Consider the following 16,693-nt stretch of genomic DNA (forward strand, 5'->3'; position numbering starts at 1 on the left):
TCGGTCATCGATCTCGAGGCGAAAAGCAGCCGCCACGGCTTCTTCGGCGACCACGGCATGGCAGTGTCCCCCTTCGAAGTGAAGCGGACCGCCGAATGCAGCCTGGAGGATCAGGTTGAAGGAATCCGCCAGCTACCCGGCACCTTTCCGACGGTTGCCGAAGCCCTGCCGCGCTTCGAGGAACTGATATACGGCTATCGCGATGCGGCCGGAGTTCTCGCATTTCCTGACGGCGTGACCGTACGCACTCTGCTCCAGCAGGCCACGCGCGAGACGCTAAGCGCCAAGGGGCTGGACGTAAGCGGATTGACCGACGACCAGATGAGCGACAACCAGGGCTGGTTCCTCTTCCCCAACTTCTTCATGACCATTCGCGCCGGCGAGGCGACGACCATCATGGCCGTCCCGCACCCCAGCGGCGATCCGAACCGCTGCATCTGGCATGTCACGGCGTATATGTGGCTGCCAGAGGCTCTGCGGAGCCAGTATCGTGCGGACCCGGTCGAGGTTAGCGAACCGAACAGCTATCCTTACTTCCTCGCCCTCCAGCAGGATTACGAGCAGATGCCTCGCCAGCAGCAGGGTCTGCGCAATTCGGGCCTCGGGCACATTTCGCTCGTCCACGAAGAGCTGAGCATCGCCCGGTTCCATTCCGTGCTCGACCGCTATCTCGCGGCGCAAGGCTGAAGGAACGCTGTCATGAGCCATCAGATTATCGGCCACGTCATCGGGGAATACACCGGCCTTTCGCGCAAGGTGCTCGAGTACTCGCAGCTGATGAAGGGGCTGGTCGATGCGGCCAAGCAGCCATCCTTCACTGAGTCCCGCTGGGATGAGCTTGCGGCCGCAGTCGACACCGCCAGCTTCGAACGAGTGGGCAACTTCATGGAAGTGATGGACTGGCCGACGTATCGCAGCTTCCTGCACGGTTGGGCGCAGAGTTCGGACTGGGACTGCTCCTTCAAGCGCGTCAGTGAGAACGGCAATGTCGTCCTGCTGGAACTGGAAGAACGCTCCAGCGTGGGAGAGGCGAGCAGCACGGTCAACTCTGTCTCGGTCTACGAGTTTGATGATACCGGAAAGATCCGCCACCTCGACATCTACCTGCAAATGCCGATGCCGGATCCGGCCCTGCTCGCCAGCTACCAAGGCATCGACATCGCGGGATGACTTGCTGCGGCTTGGGTTCTATGCTGGGTGCCCATGGAAGCATCCAAGACGAAGCTGTTTACCGGCAAGCCGGTGCGAGCCGCATCGGACGCCCGGCCCCGGCGCGGCCGACCAACGCGCGAGATGATCGAGTCCCGCAACGAGGAGCTACTGGACCGCTCGCTGGACCTGTTCCTCGACAACGGGTTCGATGCCACCAGCATCGACATGATCTGCGCCGCAGTCGGCATGTCGCGACGCACGATCTATACACGCTACGGGGACAAGGAGACCCTGTTCAAGGCCGCGTTGCAGCGAGCGATCGATCAGTGGATCGTGCCGGCCGAGAGACTGCGCCAAGCCGAGACCGACGATCTGGAAGAGACCCTCATTGCCATCGCTAGATTGTGGGTCTCCAACATCAAGAAGCCTTCAGGCATGCGCCTGATACGCATCGCAAACACCGAAGTCTTCCGCGATCCTGACGTAGCCCGTTACCTGTGGGAACAGACCGCGGAGCCGACGATCGGCTACTTGGCCGAGTTGTTCAGGCGGCGCCTACGGCCCATGGAGCCCGAAATTCCGGATGCCCATGATGCGGCTGCAGCATTCCTCATCCTGGTAGTGGAAGGCTCGGTACAGCTGGCCGTCTGGGGCCGCATGGCTCCCGACGACTACGAACGCCAGATTACCTACAGAACGCGGATCTTCCTCAAGGGAGCCGTGGCCCATCGACCGGAAGATCCCCGATCCTGAGGCGCGCACAGCGGCCGGCAGGTCGGCGGCGGTGCAAACCCGGCCCAAGCTACAGATCCCCAAACGACCACGAGCGCGCGCGTACGGCATGCGCAATAAAGGTCCAGGCGAACACTTAGAAACGGCGGTCACGCAAGATCCAAAGCGGGAGAGCGCAGCGATGAACCACCATAGGCCCTCCAAGGTGGTTGATGAAGGCACTCGGATTGCGGGGGTCGGTTTTGTTGGCCCTCTCGAAGGCTTCGCCCATCAGCTTCTCCTCGCCTTCGGCATAGGGCCAGTAGGCGGCTATGATGTCATAGGTCCGGCGGCCCAGCAGCAGGTCGTAATCGCCGGGAACGGTGATCCGAAGGCCTCCTCGATAGCTTCGTCCCGGAGTTTAGAGACCCCAGTCGCCTTCGTCGAACCCGCCGGTCGGATGCCCATCGGCCACCCGGGGCCTGCACCACTCCGTCGAGCGAGAGAAACGCGGCGCCTGTAATCTTGCCCGGCCTAGATTCAGTCTCCCCTGCGTGCGGCGTCGATCACGGCGACGTCGATCTTCTGCATTGTCATCATCGCCTCGAAGGCGCGCCGGGCTTCATCACTGCCCGCCGTTTGCGCTTCCAGCAGCGTGCGCGGCGTGATCTGCCAGCTGAAACCCCACTTGTCCTTGCACCAGCCGCAGGCACTTTCCTGCCCGCCATTGCCGATGATAGCGTTCCAGTAGCGGTCGGTTTCCGCTTGGTCATCGGTCACCACCATGAAGCTGACGCTTTCGTTGGGCTTGAAGGTGTCCCCGCCGTTGAGGCCGGAAAAGGCACGGCTGAAGACGGTGAATTCGACCGTCAGCGCGTCGCCCTTCTTGCCGCCCGGGAAATCGGAGGGCGCGCGAAAGATGGTGCCGACTGAACTGTCGGGGAAGGTCTCGGCGTAGAAGCGTGCGGCTTCTTCCGCATCGCCGTCGTACCAGAGCACCGTGGTGAGCTTGTCAGCCATTCTGGTTCTCCTCGCTTAATCTCGTTCGATTGCCTCGGCGTCCGGGCAAGCAGGACTTTCGTGCAGCCTACCGATACAATCCGCTGATGCCTGTGGTCGGAAGATTGAACCAACGCCGAGGCTCCGATCGACTTGGCCACCGACCTGAAACCCGGCCGTGGTTCAACTCCCCTTGGAACCGATAACGGAGAAAAACGCTCCTTGAGGGTCGAAGCCCTGGAAAACGTACTCGCCGCCGGGAATTTCCATCGGGCCACTGACGACCTTCCCTCCGCCTTTTTCGACCTGGCTTCTCGCCACGTCGATATTGGGCACGCGGAAATAGAAGGCCCAAGCCGAGGCTGGCATCTCCGATGGACGCTTCATCATCGCGCCCAAGGTGTAATCGCCCTGCGTGTACATCTGATAGAGACCCATCTCGCCCATATCCACCGCCTCGCCCTTCTTCCATCCGAACATGGCGGTATAGAAGGCATCGGCGGCTTCTGGATCGTCGGTCACCAGTTCGTTCCAGGCGCAGTGGCCGACCTTCGGATCGTACTTTGCGAATGAGGTCGCAGGGCCTGCGCCCTCGGGCTGCATGAGGTAGAACGGCGCGCCTTGCGGGTCGACCACCATCGCCATGTGGCCCACGCCTTCGAGGTGGTTCGGCCCCTTGAAAAGCTGTCCGCCCTTGTCTTTCAGAGCTGCAATGGACGCGGCAATGTCGTCGACCGCGATATAGCCTATCCATGCAGGACGCGCACCGGCCCTGATCATGTCATCGGTCAATTCGAGCATCCCGACCACTTCGGTGCAGTCGGTGCTGCCAAGCCGGTAATCCATATCCGGCGTATTGCTGCCTGCAAACTTCCAGCCGAGCAGCGGTTCGTAGAATGCCTGCGCTTCGTCTGCGTCACTGGTCATCAGTTCGTACCAGATGAAATCGCCTTGCATATCTGCCATATCCGATCTCCTCAAAGTTCGACGATCGGGCGGAAGCCGCTCATCATCATGCGCTCGCCGTCGAACGGCATCTCTCCGTCGAAGTCCTGCTCCATCATCTTCTTCTGGCCGGCGTCGCGGGTTTCCTTGTCGGGCCATTCGATAAAGGAGAAGACGACCTGCTCGTCGTCCGTGGCCTTCACCGCGCGGCGGAAATCGGTGGTCTTGCCGTCGGAGACGTCGTCGGACCATGCCTCGACCAAACGCAGCGCGCCGAACTCCTTGAACAGCGGCCATGCTCCGGCCGCCATGCTGCGATAGGCGTCTTTCTTCGCATCTGGCACGGGAATGACGAAGCCGTCGATATAGCTTCCCGCCCGGCCTTCGCCTTCCTCAACCAATGGCGCAAACCCGCCATAGATCAGCCTTCTGCCGTCAAGGGGCATGGGGTTCTTTTCCGGATCCATACGCGGGTCCTTCATCCACTCTTCGGAGCGATCCATGACCTTGTCGCGGGTCTCCTTGTCAGGCCATTCAATCCAGCTGAAGACGACCGTCTCGCCATCCTTGGCTTGCACGGCACCCCAGAAATCGGTGAGCTTGCCCTTGGAAACGTCGTCACCCCAAGCTTCCACGATACGCGTGGCACCCTGTTCCCTGAACACGGCGTCAGCCTTGGTGGCGTGGTCGATGAATTGCTGCTTGTTGGCGATGGGAACGGGGATAACGAAACCGTCGAAATAGCTCATCGTCTCTCTCCTCGGATAGCGGCAGATAAGAGCAAGTCCGTGCGCCATCGCTTGGCGGGCGGAGCCCCGGTTCCGGCCTGCAATGCCCTGGAGCTCGGCAGGAGCCGGGAAGCTGCCACCGGCCGCGTCATGAAAACCATCTGGGTCATGCCGGGCTTCTCTCCACTGGCTACGACTCCGAACTTGCCAATGATGAGTGCGATAGTTACTAAAAGCAACAATGACGTTACAAAAGAAAACCAATCCAGGGTCGGCCGTGCACGGCAGGTGGTATAACGATGCTTGCGGCACGGCCTTCGGGATGGAAATCTTGGGCGAGCGATGGTCGCTGCTCGTGGTCAGGGAATTGATGTTGGGACCACTGCGTTTCACTGCGCTGCGTTCCAACCTGCCCGGAATTTCCGCCAAGGTCCTGACCGAGCGGCTGGAAAAGCTCGAGGTGGCCAACGTGCTGGCAAAACGCGTGCTGCCACCGCCTTCGGGGGCGCAGGTTTATGAATTGACCGAGTGGGGATATGCAGCCGAACCGTTGATCCAGGAACTCGGCCGCTGGGCTGCGAAAAGCACGCAGCACAATCCCATGCTGCCTCTATCGCCCGCCAGCTTCATGCTTTCGCTGCGCACCATGCTGGACCCGGCGAAAGCGGGCGACCGGCATACACGCGTCGGCTTCCGCTTTCCCACGGTGGGGTTCGTGGCGGAACTGGCGGAGGGCCGGATGCCGGTAGAACGCGCCGAGCCGGAGAGTTGCGATACAATTTTCGTTGCACCGTCCGGACCAGCGCTCGCGGCAATGTTCTACGTCGGCGTGTCGGCGGAAGATATGGGTGTCCGCATCGAGGGCGATCTGGCCATCGCTGACAAGTTCATGACATTGTTCGAGCTGCCGGAGAAGATCGGGTAGAATACAGTTCCACGACCGCGCTGATGATCGGAATCTGGCCGAAAACTGACGGACAGTCAGACAGGTCTCGCCGTAGCTTCACCGCTGCGCATGCAGCCGGGGATGGAAGCCGGCAGTGACGGCCCAGGATAGTCCCTCGTCTTCCACAGGTTGGCTGTAAACAGAACAAGGCCGACGTATGCGCAAGTCTCAGCAATTACGAGCGCAATGGCGATGCTCGAAAGCGGAAAATAGAAGCTTTTTCTGGCTCACGCAGGGTTCCTGTACTTCGTTCCTCACCATTGTGCGAACAGGTCTCGCTGCATTTGCCGGCAGCCTCCCCCGCCTCTGCGGTAAGCGTCTAAGGTAAAAAGACATGAGCTTGGGTTATTGGTGAGTAAACAGCGGCTTCCGCCACGCCGCACTTGCCTTGCTCGACAACCAACCTGCTGAAGAAGACCCGCGTGCGGTCAAGGAAATCAATTCTTCCGCCACCCGGCGAGCATTGCGTTCCGCTCACCCTCTGCGTCCAACGCTGTTCCTTGAGCAGTATCCTGGATCGCAGAAAGCACCTCAGCTTCTGCGCTGCCGGCCTGGCGGTATTCACCTTCCCCGGCCTTCTGGCCGCCGATCACCTTGCGCAGTTTCCAGCCGCGCTCGTCATGGCAGGCTACGCCAGACTGCGCCGCGCTGGAGAACCCGCGGCAGAAGCGGCCTCCGCCGTCGCGGAAGCTCAGCAGAATGCGCACCGACGCCTGCGGCGACTGCGTTTCGACGAGTTGGCTGTCAAGGGCCGCGGCGAGCTGTCCCTCGGCATAGCCGGCCGACGACTGCTGGCTGAGCCCGAAGGCAACGAGCGCCAGCACCAGCGAGGCCGCGAGCGCGCCGCCGGCGAAGCTCCGCCAGTGCAGACCCGGCACAGACGGCTTCGCACGCTTGCGCACCGCCTCGGCGTAATCGACTACCTTGTTCTCGGCCTCGCCGCCCGCGAGCAGCGCGGTGAACCGCGTGGGGATCGGCCGGTCAAGCAAGGGCGCGAAGCGTTTGGCGAGCCGCACCTTCAGAGCCAGGTGAGCGTCGACCTCGGCCTGCAGTTTCGGATCGGCCGCGATCGCCGCTTCGACTTCGCGCAGCACCTCGCCTTCCAGCTCGCCGTCAGCGTAGGCAGCGATCATCTCTTTCGAAACGTTCATGACGCTTCTCCGAGCAGGCCCATCAGGGCATCCCGCCCGCGCACCAGGCGCGAGTTGAGGGTGCCTACCGGGCAGCCGACGATCCCGGCAGCCTCCTTGTACGAGTAGCCTTCGACCATCACGAGAAGCACGGCTTCCCGCTGCTCGTCTGGCAGCTTTGCCAGCGCCCGGTCGACGTCGGTCAACTCGGCGCGTTGCTCCTGGCCGCCACAGGTACCGACGGCGACCCCCTCGTCTGGGTCGGCGAAGGTCTGCATCCTTCGCGTTGTCGCCCGACCTTCGTCGATCCAAATATTGCGCATGATACGATACATCCAGCTGTCGAGCCGAGTGCCCGCCTGCCACTGCGCACGGCTGCGGAGCGCTCGTTCGATCGTCATCTGGCAAAGATCATCGGCCTCCGTCAGGTTGCGAGCGAGCCCAGCGGCGAAGCGCCGCATGCGCGGCAGCAACGCCAAAAGCCCCTCCTCAAACCCGTCCTTGCGTACCGACAGTTTCTTCCCCTTTCCCGGATGTAACGACGCAGCCCGTTCGTTTCATCCATGCTTCATCACAAATCGCGTCCAAGGAAGTCATGCCAACCCGATTTACCCCGTTTCTGCTTTTCGCCGCACTAACCACGGCTCCTGCCGCGGCGCAGCTCGGCCTTCCTCAAGTAGGCCGAACGGTCAACGGCGTGCTCGATCGCGCAGGCCGCACCCTCGATCCGGTCCAGAGCGCCGTCGGCGACGTCGCTCGTGGCTCTTCGCGGCTGGCCGATGCACGCTTAATGCGGCTGCGTAACCTTGTGCGGGAGAACCGCGAGGTGCTCGAGCTGGACGCCGCCGGCAATCCGGCGCGGCGCGGCGAACTGCTGCTGATCGGCGCGAGTGACGCCGAAGTCGCAAGGGTGGAAGCCGCCGGCTTCGCGGTGCTGGGCCGCGAGCGGCTGAACACACTCGACATCGCCGTGGTCCGCCTGGGCACCCCCGCGCGGCAGTCGCTGGCGGAGGCCGAAGTGTCGCTGAGGCGGGTGCTGCCCAATGCGACCATTTCAGCCGACACGCTGCACTTCCAGTCGGGCGCGCCGGTTTCCGGCCGGGCGGCGCGCCTCGCTCGCGCCGCTCCGATCGACCAACCCGTCGGCGTGATCGACGGCGCCCCCGGCGCTTCCATTCCCGTCGCAGCGATACGCGGCTTCGCCAGAGGCGCGCCGACTCCCAGCCACCACGGCAGCGCGGTCGCCTCACTGCTGCAGTTGGCGGGCGTGCGGCGGATCGCAGTGGCCGATGTCTACGGGACCGATGCCGCTGGTGGCAACGCACTCGCCCTCACGCGCGGACTCGACTGGCTGATCGGCGTGCAAGGCGTGCGGGTGGTCTCGATCAGCCTCGTCGGTCCGAACAATCCGCTCGTCGCCCGTGCAATCGCGGCGGCGCAGCGGCGCGGCGTCCATATCGTCGCCGCAGTGGGCAACGACGGGCCGGCCGCACCGCCGTCCTATCCGGCCTCCTATCCTGGCGTCATTGCTGTGACTGCCGTCGATGGCCGAGGCCGCGCACTAATCGAGGCCGGGCGCGCCGCACATCTCGACTATGCGGCCCCGGGTGCGGATATGCTCGCCGCCGATGCCCGGGGCCAATGGAACAGGGTGCGCGGCACGTCCTACGCCGTGCCGTTCGTCGCCGCGCGGGCCGCCGCGGCGCTGGATACCGGCGTGAGATCCACGCTCGACCGAGAGGCCCTGGACCTCGGCCGCAAGGGTCCCGACCCGGTGTTCGGCCGCGGGCTGTTGTGCCGAAACTGCGCCCGAAAAAAATAGATGGATTAAACGCCCAAACCCCCTCGTTCTCCGATCGAGAGACGGCAAACGCCTCTCGCCAGATTGAGGAAAGGGAATTCACTCATGCGCATCATCATCGCACTTTCCACCGCGGTTCTGCTTTCGACGACCGCTCACGCTCAGATCCTGGGCGGCGGCGGAATCGGGGGCGCGCTGAACGGAACCCTGGGTGGTACGATCGGCGGCGCCGGCTCCATCGGCGGCACCCTGGACAGCGTCCGCTCGGGCAGCAGCGGCACCTTGCGCGGCGCAACATCCAGCACCGGCGATCAGAGCGTCGACCGCAAGGGCGGCCGTGTGAAGGCTGACCGCAGCGTCAGCACCAACGGTAGCGGTGACGTTGCCAATTCGGTCACCAGCCCGGTCAATTCGCTGACCTCCAGCGTTTCGGGCAACGGCAGCGTCACCGGGTCGGGCAGCATCGACGCACAGCTCATCGGCACCGATGCCGTGGCCGGCACCCTGCAGTCGGCTCGCGGTACGGCGCAAGGGGCCACCTCCGGCACCGTGCAGCGCGGGCGCAGCGCCGCCGGCTCGGCACAGGGTCAGGGCCAAGGCCTGAGCCTGATCTCGGGCGCCTCGGGCTTGCTAGGCGGGTCCTCGGTCGGGTCGGGCAGCGCGTCCGGCTCCGGTTCGGCGAGCGGCGCCGGTGGCCCCATGTCAAGTTCGGCCAGCGGCTCGGGCAGCGGCAACGGTGCCTTCACTGTGACCAGCGGCATGCCGGTGCTTTCGCCCGACGGCGAACGCATCGGCCGGGTTCGCCGTGTCCTGTCGAATGCTCGCGGCGAGGCGCAGCAACTGCTCGTCAAGATCGACGGGCAGCTTGTCACCCTGCCGGCCGCGAACTTCTCTGCCAGCGGAAACGCGGTGATATCGGCCATGAGCGAAGGTCAGATCAAACACGTCGGCAGCCAGCAAGACGCGGTCAACGAGCGCTGACTCTTCAAAGTCCCGGCCAAGTACCCGAAGCGTATTGGGAGCGCTTCGGGTACCTTTTCGCCCCCTAAGCTGCGCATTCCACACCCCGACTTCTCAGAGGTCTAGCCGCTCGACTGGCATGCCCCCTCCGTTCGCACCGTAGGTGCAAGGTCATGATTTGGCAGTGTCATGCCCCTTTGCCTCGGCTATAGACCGAGCAAAATTCAGGCAGATAGATCAGCAAATGGCCCGCAAGCATTCGAAGTACGATCCCTACGACCATCTCCCCCAAGAAGACGCGCCTGCAACAGCGCCGGTGCTCTGCTGGCTCTGTGGCCGGGCGACTGGCAAGACCATCGTCTGGCATCATCCCATCCCCAAGAGCCGCGGTGGTCGCGACGTCGTACCGATGCACTCAATATGTCAGCAGACGCTGATCGCAAATTTCACAAACTCCGAACTGCAGCGCCACGGGTTGGAGGTGGCGGGTCTCCTGGAGAATCCGAACATACGCAAATTCGTTGATTGGGTCGCAAACAAGGATCCCGACTTCACTGCGGCCGTCACGAAGAAGCAACGCTGATCGGATGCACGCCGGCAGGACGGGCCCATCATTCTGCGCGGGGAAATCGATGACTGTGTTGCCGCAGTGCCGACCCTTCATCCGTCCCGATTTTCAATCAGAACAAAGTTGCTTGTGGGATCGTCTTGGCCGCGCCGAGCGGCCGACCCAGTCGCGCTCCTGTAAGCCGCCACTCCGGAGCATCCAAGGAAGCAGACCTAATCGCCCGGACGCTCAACGAGCGCCTTCAGCTGTGCCATGGAGATTACGGTGACGCTCCCGATCTTCACGATCTCGATCGATCCGTCGGCGATGAGCTCGCGGTGAGCCCGCGCGCTGCCGCGGCGCGAACGGCCCACGCGAGGCTCGAGCGGTCGTCGTCCTGTGGCATGATCTCAGATATGAGGAGCGGGCAGCTGGCGCCTCAAGTGCCTCGTATGAGAGCCCAGCCTCCCTGCTGCGTCTGCCCACCGTGCTGCCGAGATTGTCTCCCCGGTGCCGTTTTGCGAGACAAACCGTTTCGCCCAAAAAACATGTGCAGACGGGCATCTGGCCCGGCAAGCGCGACGAAGCGTGCCGGCCTTTATTACTCGAGCTCCGCCGACCGGCAATGTCCCGCACCCACCGTCGCTATTCGGTCGCTGCCGCCTGTTCAAAGCGACTGTGGAAATCGTCGAGCGCGACCGCGAAATCGTCGCTCTCCATGAACTCTCTGTCAGACAGTTCAGGCTGCTCCTCTTCCTTGTACCAGCTTACGTACTGCGGGGTTTCAATGCTCCGCTTCCGGTAATGTGTTGAATAGGTCACCACCGAGACCGTGGGCTTCGCAGGCTTCATGTTGGCAAGCGTCTGATGCTGCCAGACGTCGCCAAGCGAGCTCACGAAAGCGATGTCTCCGCCACGGCTTTCAACATTGTTCGCGATGTATTGCATCTGATCGAGGAACATCGCGCTTGCGTCGAAGGGAAACCCCTCCTGCTTCTGGTGCGTGTAGTCGAGATAGTTCTGCGTATCCGGGATCACCGCGATCGTGAAGATCTCGTCACGGGCGAATGCCGGCGTAGTCCCCAGCGCGAGTGCAAGGCTGCCGATCAGCAAGGCCCGGCGAGTGTAATGCCAAAGCGAATTCATCCTATCTCCTACCCCGGCACCGCGCCGAGCTCCCGCCCTGAGTTTTTGACACCGTCGATGAGATGCCGTCGACCATCAATCGAGCATGACTGCACGCAACCTCTCGAGGTCCTGGTCGCTAAAGCCCAGCTCCTTCTTCAGATATCCCGCCGAGCCTCCGTACTCCCCATCGAGATGGTCGAAGAACTGTGCAAGATGTGAAACTCCCCCCGGCGTGTAGAGCGGCTCTGCCTTCATAGGTTCGTCTTTTACCTTGGCGAAGTAATACTGCACGATCGGGTTGTTCGGATGGTCTTTGGGATCAACCTTGGGCATCTCCCATTCGGGCCGGCGCAGCAAAGTCGAAAGATGGTAATCTTTTAGGATTGTCTCACGGTCCACGCCGAGCGCGTCGTAGAGCAGCGCTGTCGCGATACCGGTGCGATCCTGTCCTGCCGAGCAGTGGTATACCACGGCTTTATCTCCGGCGATCAGCTGCTTGAACAGCGACCGGAGCTGCGGTGCTAGCAGCGTCTCCATGCCACTGTACATGTTTTCGCCGTCGCCCTGGCGCATCTTCGCCATCAGCGGCTTGAGCGAGTAGTCGTTCGCGATAAACAGGGCCCCCGTGCGGTCATCAAGAAGATCCGGGGCGACCTCACGCTCATCGAGCGAGCGCAGGTCTACCACCGTGCCAAGGTCAAGCTGTTCGACGAGAGCATAGTCCGCATCGCTGAGCAGCGGCATGGCGCCAGACCGGAACGCCTTGCCCCAGCGCACGGTGCGGCCATCCTTGGTCATGTAGCCGCCCACATCGCGGAAGTTGCTGCCTTGCTCGAGAGGCAGGGCACGTTCGGCTACGACAGTATCTTTGCCGTGGCTATCCCGGACGATGACGTAGCGCCGCTCGCTCGCCGGGATGGTCAGCTTGAGCTTGCCGTCCGTCCCTGGGAGCAATGCGCGCTGGTCGCTTGCATCGACCTGCGTATCCGCACTGATCCAGATCGATCGCGGCTTGAGCGCGTCTACGTTCAGTTCCACAGTTTCAGCATCGACGCGCGTCACTGTAGCTGCTTCAAGAGCGAGAGCAGGAACACAAGCAAAGGTGAGCGCTCCACCCATTAGCGCCCGAATAGTCACATTCAACATTGTCTCTCTCCCAAGTCAGTAGCTGAAGCGGACACCGAATAGATAGCGCGAGCCGATCTGTTCGACCTCGGTCGGGCGAGCCATCGTGCCGTCGTAAGCGATGTACTTTTCGTTGGTCAGGTTCGCGAGATCAGCGAACAGCATGAACTGCTCGGTCAAAGCGTAGCGAAGCGAGACGTCCACATTCTCGTAGCCCTTGCGGTACTCACCGCTGCCCAGGCCGCCCAGAGTGTCCAGCCAGTCCGACCGCCACTGATAGCTGACGCGGGCCGAGATCCCGTACTTCTCGTAAAACAGCGAGGCGTTGGCAACCGTGTCCGACATCCCCTGGAATGCGATATTCTGCTCGGTCGGCGTATCGAAGTCGCCGTCCAGCAGCGTCAGGTTGCCCTGGAAACCAAAGCCAGACAGTGCGCCGGGAAAGAAGTCGAACTGTTTGAGAAAGTTGAACTCGACGCCATAGAGCTTACCGCTTTCGCCGTTATAAGTGCTCGAGAGCAGGTAGCCGGAACGGTCCATTCCGCCGAAATCGTAGAAGTCCGAACCCACTGGGATCTGGCTTTGGTAGAACACGTTGTCCACCCAGCGATAGAACCCGGCAATGGCAACCAAGCCGTTTCCGGGCAGATAGTATTCGACGCTGGCGTCAGCACCCCAGGTATATTCGGGCCTCAGCGCGGGATTGCCGCCGCCGATCGTGCCCGGACTTGCCGTGTCGTTGATCGCCGCGCCCACGCGAATTGCCCCGAAAGCCGGGCGCGAGATGCCGCGCTGGCCGGCAAGACGTAGCACCAGGTCGTCGGTGGCCGCGTACTTGATATTCAGGCTGGGGAAAAAATCAGTCTTGCTGGTCTTGTACGTCAGAGGCGTGAAGACAGCGCCGGATCGTACGCCCCCCCCGTTGTCCATCCTGTAATGCTCAACCCGCACGCCGCCCACGGCCGTAAGGGGGCCGCTCTCAACCTTCGCCATGACATACCCGGCGAGCGTCTTCTCTTCCTGAGCGTAACGGTCGGTCGGCCCCACGTCGTTCGCAGGGTTGTACCCACCTGATGCGGCAAGCTTGTCCAGCAAGCTGTCAATGTCGCGACGCATCGCCCGATTGTCTACATAGTTGAAAGTCACGCCAGCAGGGAAACCGGTGTCCCATGGCTCCCCGGTCACGTAGCTGTTGATGTCGAACGGCTGCCCAACTCCCGCGCCGAGTGCTCCGACCGGCACCACGTTGGTGAAGGCAAAGTTGGTGCCATCGATCTCTCGGTCCGAATAGAGGCCGCCTGCCGAAAACGTCACCGCGCCGACAACCTTCGCGATGTCGAGCTTGGCCGTATAGGTATCGGAGACCGTCTCCTGCCTTCCCGCGATCACATAAGCGCGTGCCGCGTCCAGGTTCGCCTGATTCAGGCTGCCATTCGCGAGAGTGACAATGGGAAAGCGCGGATCGCTGTTGTCGTATGCCAGCGAAATCGCGTTAGCATCGCTCGTGCTGCCCTGCACCAGCGGCAGATAGGTGGAGTTATCGATGCGGGTGTAGTTCATCTTGAACGATGCGGTGAACCCGTCGTCATCCTCGTAGTCGCCGCCGATGGTGCCGATGTAGTTGCGGTTGCGATACTCACCGTAGTTGAAGCTTCCGCGCAGCGGCACGTTTGTAAGTTCGCCCGCCTCCAGCTTACGAGTGCCCCTTACCTTCGAGTTGGCGAGCTGGAACTCGTACTGGTTGCGTTGCTCGTCATCGTTGAATTCCGAGAAAATGGCTTTTGCGTATATCCGCTGCCCTTCCTGGGGTTGGTACTCGACCCCGGCGAACAGACCATTGCTCCAGCGCTCGATCTGGTACTGGCGGATGTCGAACTCCGTCGGTCCGCTGGCATCATACGCGCCGACCTCGCGATTGTCGGTCAGCTGCTTGCGGCGATAATGCGAGCCCCCCAGAACGAAGCCGAAGGTGTCGTTGGACCAGGAGAGCCGCAAAGATCCCTGCCGCTGCTCGCCGTCGCCCAGGTCCATGAAGCCATAGCCGAGGTCACCCGAGACGTGCAGGCCGCGCTGCTCCATCGGCGAGTAGGTCTGGAGATCGATCGTAGCGACCACCGCGTCTGCCTGCAGATTAGAAGTCAGCGATTTATTCACGACCATCTGCGAGAGCAGAACGGCCGGAATCGCGTCGAAGCGGAATGCTCTCGTGTCACCCCCTTCGTCGACCCCGATCACCGGAATGCCGTCTATGTTGACAGAGGTCCAGCGATTGGGCGCACCACGCACCTGAATGTAACGCTCCTGACCTTGGTCGCGCTGTACTGCCACCGCGGGCAGACGCGAGAGCGCAGCAGCGGCGTTCTGGTCAGGGAAGCGGCCGACTGCATCCGCGGCGGCGATGTCGCTCAGGTTGTCTGCGCGACGCTTTGCAGCGATCGAGTCCTCTTGGGCCGAGACGATCGAGCCTGTCACCACAATGGCTTCCCCGCCATCTCCGCCCTCATCACTGACCTCAGCCGCGATGGTGTCCTTCGCGAGAGCACCAGAGGAACTGAAAAACAGGGCTGCAAGAGCGACGGCAATGGCACTCGTCCGCTGGAGTAGGTGAGAATTTGACTTCATGAGCTTGCCCCCGACTGTAGATCACGTCAAGGCGCCGCTAGAACGTTTGTATGTACCTTGCGTGACACCCGGGCGCTCTCGTGCAGAGGCATGCAATCTGCTAGACAATGCCCGGGAGAACGTCATGGCGACAAAGTTAAACCTTCATAGAAACGACGCGGATCCGTCATACTCTCGGCTAATCTCCACGGTTTCGAACCAGTGGGAAGGCCGAGGAAGAGCATGCATGTCGGTACGCCAGATCAGTCAGATGGCTGGCACATCGGCTTCTTCCATCTATCATCACTTCGGATCTCTGGAACACTTGTTCTTAGCCAGTCAGCAGGCGTGCCTTGCGCAAGCGCAGAGTTGGGGTGACCAACAGATCGAGCAGCTTGATGGTTTCGCGGGCTCTCCCGAGAGCTTCGCGGGCTTCTTCGCGTACATTGTCGACGAATGGACGCAGGCCTGCCGGCCGCTCGCATTCGCCCGGCGTGAGTGCGCACTAATGGCAGGCCGCAGTGCGCAGTTCCGCGAGCAGGAGGAGCAATGGCGCGCGCTGTGGGCAGACTTCTGGGGCCGCGCGTCGCGTGTCTTCGCGCTGGGAGCCAGCACCGCGATTGTGGAACGCATCTTCGACAGCGAAAGCCTGCTGCACATGCTGCGGTGGCGGCGCACTGTCGATCAGGCTGCCTTGGAAGAGACCGCACGTGGCTTGGCCGCCTGGCTTGCCGGCAAACCCGCACCAGCGGCTCCTTGGCGCGAATTCGCGCAGGCGCAGGCCATGCGCTCCCTGCCTGCGGCCCGCACATGGGATGAGAAATCCTGGCAGATACTCAAGGCCGCGGAAGACATGATCGCGGTGGGGGGCGCGACCAGCATCACCCATCGCTCAGTGGCAGAACGGGCTGGTGTCAGCCTTGGCACCGTGTCGCACAGGTTCCGGACCAAGTCGGCTCTTCTGGAGGCAGCCTTTGAGGGCATCTATACCCGCTTGGTCACGCGCCAAGCGGAGCCGAGGGAGCCCTCACCCCCCGCAAGCACTAGCACTTTCATCGACAACGTCGCACAGGCTGTTCTGCGGGACAGGCCCACGGATGCGAGTGACGATCTTGTCATTACCGCTGCGCGAGACGCCGAGTTGCGAAGCCTCGGTGCGCAACTTCGCTATCTCCGCGGCCGGACGTCGCGGTTGACATTGCAATCGCTCATCGGAAATCGCCGGACCGTAAATGTTCTGGAGGGGGCACTGTTCTCAAGCTTCCTCTCAGCCCAGTTCCGCCGCTACGCGGGCAGCGCGCGCGCAAACGCTGCCGCCGAACTCGAGAGCGAGTTGAAGGTGCTGACAGATCTGATGGGAGTGGGCGCGTAAGTCCCGTACGCTCGCTCCAGGCGCTTTGCGCTTGTTTTCTGGCCCGGATGATGAACTGCCGGCACCGTTTAACGGTGAGAAGCTCGGCCTGCCGGAGCTACTGGGGAGCGATAGCATCGTTCGATGGATGCCTCCAGAAGCAGCTCAGAAGGGCCGGGTGTCGCAAGAGCGGTCCTGGACTTTTGAGCACTGCCACGATGCATGGTCTAATCACCCTTCGTGCGGTTACACCGCTGCCCGCGGTTCCAACCGGAGAATCCACGCTTCTGCGGCACATCGTCCATGGCACGCAGCAGATCCATCATGTCGGAGGGAATGGGCTGCGCCACCACATTCGCGTAGACAGCCTGCAGAGCCGGCCTAAGGTGCTGAGATCGCTCATCGATGATGCTGCCGGGCTTCATCTGGTTATCCGTCCGAGCTTTTCCGTTCGTGGGGTCACATGCTTATAGAAGCTTGAGTGCTTACTGGTCTAAACCTCTGCGGAAGCAGCTTGGTTCCTCACGCGAATAACTCGATGTGAAACCGACGGGTCTGCTGCTCCCTGC

Annotated in this window: 17 protein-coding genes and 2 pseudogenes; 8 read left to right on the forward strand and 11 right to left on the reverse strand. The window is 62.1% G+C overall.

The window, feature by feature from the left end:
* From ABUH87_RS12585 to ABUH87_RS12595, 3 genes are all read left to right on the forward strand, one after another.
* The coding region (locus ABUH87_RS12585; protein ID WP_367774209.1) for an SRPBCC family protein at positions 1 to 687 on the forward strand (687 nt) is incomplete at its 5' end.
* Between the two features lie 12 nt (positions 688 to 699).
* Positions 700 to 1,170: a hypothetical protein gene (locus ABUH87_RS12590; protein WP_367774210.1), complete on the forward strand. Its 471-nt coding sequence runs from the start codon at positions 700 to 702 to the stop codon at positions 1,168 to 1,170.
* 33 nt (positions 1,171 to 1,203) lie between these two features.
* Positions 1,204 to 1,905 carry a TetR/AcrR family transcriptional regulator gene (locus ABUH87_RS12595; RefSeq protein ID WP_367774211.1) on the forward strand — a complete coding sequence of 234 codons (702 nt, stop codon included), beginning with the start codon at positions 1,204 to 1,206 and terminating at the stop codon, positions 1,903 to 1,905.
* Positions 1,906 to 2,403: 498 nt separating this feature from the next.
* Here ABUH87_RS12595 and ABUH87_RS12600 read toward each other — a convergent pair whose 3' ends face one another.
* The 4 genes and pseudogenes from ABUH87_RS12600 to ABUH87_RS12615 all read right to left on the reverse strand — a co-directional run.
* Positions 2,404 to 2,883 (reverse strand): VOC family protein, encoded by a 480-nt coding sequence (locus ABUH87_RS12600; RefSeq protein ID WP_367774212.1) that lies wholly within the window; start codon positions 2,881 to 2,883, stop codon positions 2,404 to 2,406.
* Between the two features lie 162 nt (positions 2,884 to 3,045).
* Positions 3,046 to 3,828 carry a VOC family protein gene (locus tag ABUH87_RS12605; protein ID WP_367774213.1) on the reverse strand — a complete coding sequence of 261 codons (783 nt, stop codon included), beginning with the start codon at positions 3,826 to 3,828 and terminating at the stop codon, positions 3,046 to 3,048.
* Between the two features lie 11 nt (positions 3,829 to 3,839).
* Positions 3,840 to 4,208, reverse strand: coding sequence for a DUF1428 domain-containing protein (locus tag ABUH87_RS12610; RefSeq protein ID WP_367774511.1), 369 nt, complete (start codon positions 4,206 to 4,208; stop codon positions 3,840 to 3,842).
* Positions 4,197 to 4,556 (reverse strand): annotated as a pseudogene (locus ABUH87_RS12615) (DUF1428 domain-containing protein); the annotation flags it as partial. The gene ABUH87_RS12610 and the pseudogene ABUH87_RS12615, both read right to left, overlap by 12 nt.
* A gap of 349 nt (positions 4,557 to 4,905) precedes the next feature.
* Here ABUH87_RS12615 and ABUH87_RS12620 point away from each other — a divergent pair.
* The gene (locus ABUH87_RS12620; RefSeq protein WP_367774214.1) at positions 4,906 to 5,460 is read left to right on the forward strand and encodes a winged helix-turn-helix transcriptional regulator; all 555 of its coding nucleotides are present in this window, start codon (positions 4,906 to 4,908) and stop codon (positions 5,458 to 5,460) included.
* A 458-nt stretch (positions 5,461 to 5,918) separates the two neighbouring features.
* On the opposite strand, the gene ABUH87_RS12625 is transcribed toward ABUH87_RS12620, so the two are convergent.
* Positions 5,919 to 6,614 carry an anti-sigma factor family protein gene (locus tag ABUH87_RS12625; protein WP_367774215.1) on the reverse strand — a complete coding sequence of 232 codons (696 nt, stop codon included), beginning with the start codon at positions 6,612 to 6,614 and terminating at the stop codon, positions 5,919 to 5,921.
* A gap of 14 nt (positions 6,615 to 6,628) precedes the next feature.
* Complete coding sequence (locus tag ABUH87_RS12630) at positions 6,629 to 7,072, reverse strand: RNA polymerase sigma factor (RefSeq protein ID WP_419956704.1); 444 nt, start codon at positions 7,070 to 7,072, stop codon at positions 6,629 to 6,631.
* A 134-nt stretch (positions 7,073 to 7,206) separates the two neighbouring features.
* Here ABUH87_RS12630 and ABUH87_RS12635 point away from each other — a divergent pair, with 134 nt between their 5' ends.
* The 3 genes from ABUH87_RS12635 to ABUH87_RS12645 all read left to right on the forward strand — a co-directional run bounded on the left by ABUH87_RS12635 (position 7,207) and on the right by ABUH87_RS12645 (position 9,955).
* Positions 7,207 to 8,433: a S8 family serine peptidase gene (locus ABUH87_RS12635; protein WP_367774217.1), complete on the forward strand. Its 1,227-nt coding sequence runs from the start codon at positions 7,207 to 7,209 to the stop codon at positions 8,431 to 8,433.
* An 84-nt stretch (positions 8,434 to 8,517) separates the two neighbouring features.
* The gene (locus ABUH87_RS12640) at positions 8,518 to 9,393 is read left to right on the forward strand and encodes a hypothetical protein (protein ID WP_367774218.1); all 876 of its coding nucleotides are present in this window, start codon (positions 8,518 to 8,520) and stop codon (positions 9,391 to 9,393) included.
* A gap of 223 nt (positions 9,394 to 9,616) precedes the next feature.
* Complete coding sequence (locus ABUH87_RS12645; protein ID WP_367774219.1) at positions 9,617 to 9,955, forward strand: hypothetical protein; 339 nt, start codon at positions 9,617 to 9,619, stop codon at positions 9,953 to 9,955.
* Between the two features lie 197 nt (positions 9,956 to 10,152).
* Here the strand turns inward: ABUH87_RS12645 and ABUH87_RS12650 are convergent, their stop codons facing one another.
* The 4 genes and pseudogenes from ABUH87_RS12650 to ABUH87_RS12665 all read right to left on the reverse strand — a co-directional run bounded on the left by ABUH87_RS12650 (position 10,153) and on the right by ABUH87_RS12665 (position 14,794).
* The gene (locus tag ABUH87_RS12650; protein WP_367774220.1) at positions 10,153 to 10,293 is read right to left on the reverse strand and encodes a hypothetical protein; all 141 of its coding nucleotides are present in this window, start codon (positions 10,291 to 10,293) and stop codon (positions 10,153 to 10,155) included.
* A gap of 493 nt (positions 10,294 to 10,786) precedes the next feature.
* Positions 10,787 to 11,065: pseudogene (locus ABUH87_RS12655) on the reverse strand (serine/threonine protein phosphatase); the annotation flags it as partial.
* 75 nt (positions 11,066 to 11,140) lie between these two features.
* Complete coding sequence (locus tag ABUH87_RS12660) at positions 11,141 to 12,193, reverse strand: tyrosine-protein phosphatase (protein WP_367774221.1); 1,053 nt, start codon at positions 12,191 to 12,193, stop codon at positions 11,141 to 11,143.
* Between the two features lie 15 nt (positions 12,194 to 12,208).
* Complete coding sequence (locus tag ABUH87_RS12665) at positions 12,209 to 14,794, reverse strand: TonB-dependent receptor (protein WP_367774222.1); 2,586 nt, start codon at positions 14,792 to 14,794, stop codon at positions 12,209 to 12,211.
* 124 nt (positions 14,795 to 14,918) lie between these two features.
* On the opposite strand from ABUH87_RS12665, the gene ABUH87_RS12670 reads away from it, so the two are divergent.
* Positions 14,919 to 16,145 (forward strand): TetR/AcrR family transcriptional regulator, encoded by a 1,227-nt coding sequence (locus ABUH87_RS12670; RefSeq protein WP_367774223.1) that lies wholly within the window; start codon positions 14,919 to 14,921, stop codon positions 16,143 to 16,145.
* Between the two features lie 206 nt (positions 16,146 to 16,351).
* On the opposite strand, the gene ABUH87_RS12675 is transcribed toward ABUH87_RS12670, so the two are convergent.
* Positions 16,352 to 16,549: a hypothetical protein gene (locus ABUH87_RS12675; protein ID WP_367774224.1), complete on the reverse strand. Its 198-nt coding sequence runs from the start codon at positions 16,547 to 16,549 to the stop codon at positions 16,352 to 16,354.
* Between the last annotated feature and the right edge of the window lie 144 nt (positions 16,550 to 16,693).

Origin of the sequence: Novosphingobium rhizovicinum (assembly GCF_040813635.1) — a bacterium.
In the GTDB taxonomy this organism is placed as follows: Bacteria; Pseudomonadota; Alphaproteobacteria; order Sphingomonadales; family Sphingomonadaceae; genus Novosphingobium; species Novosphingobium rhizovicinum.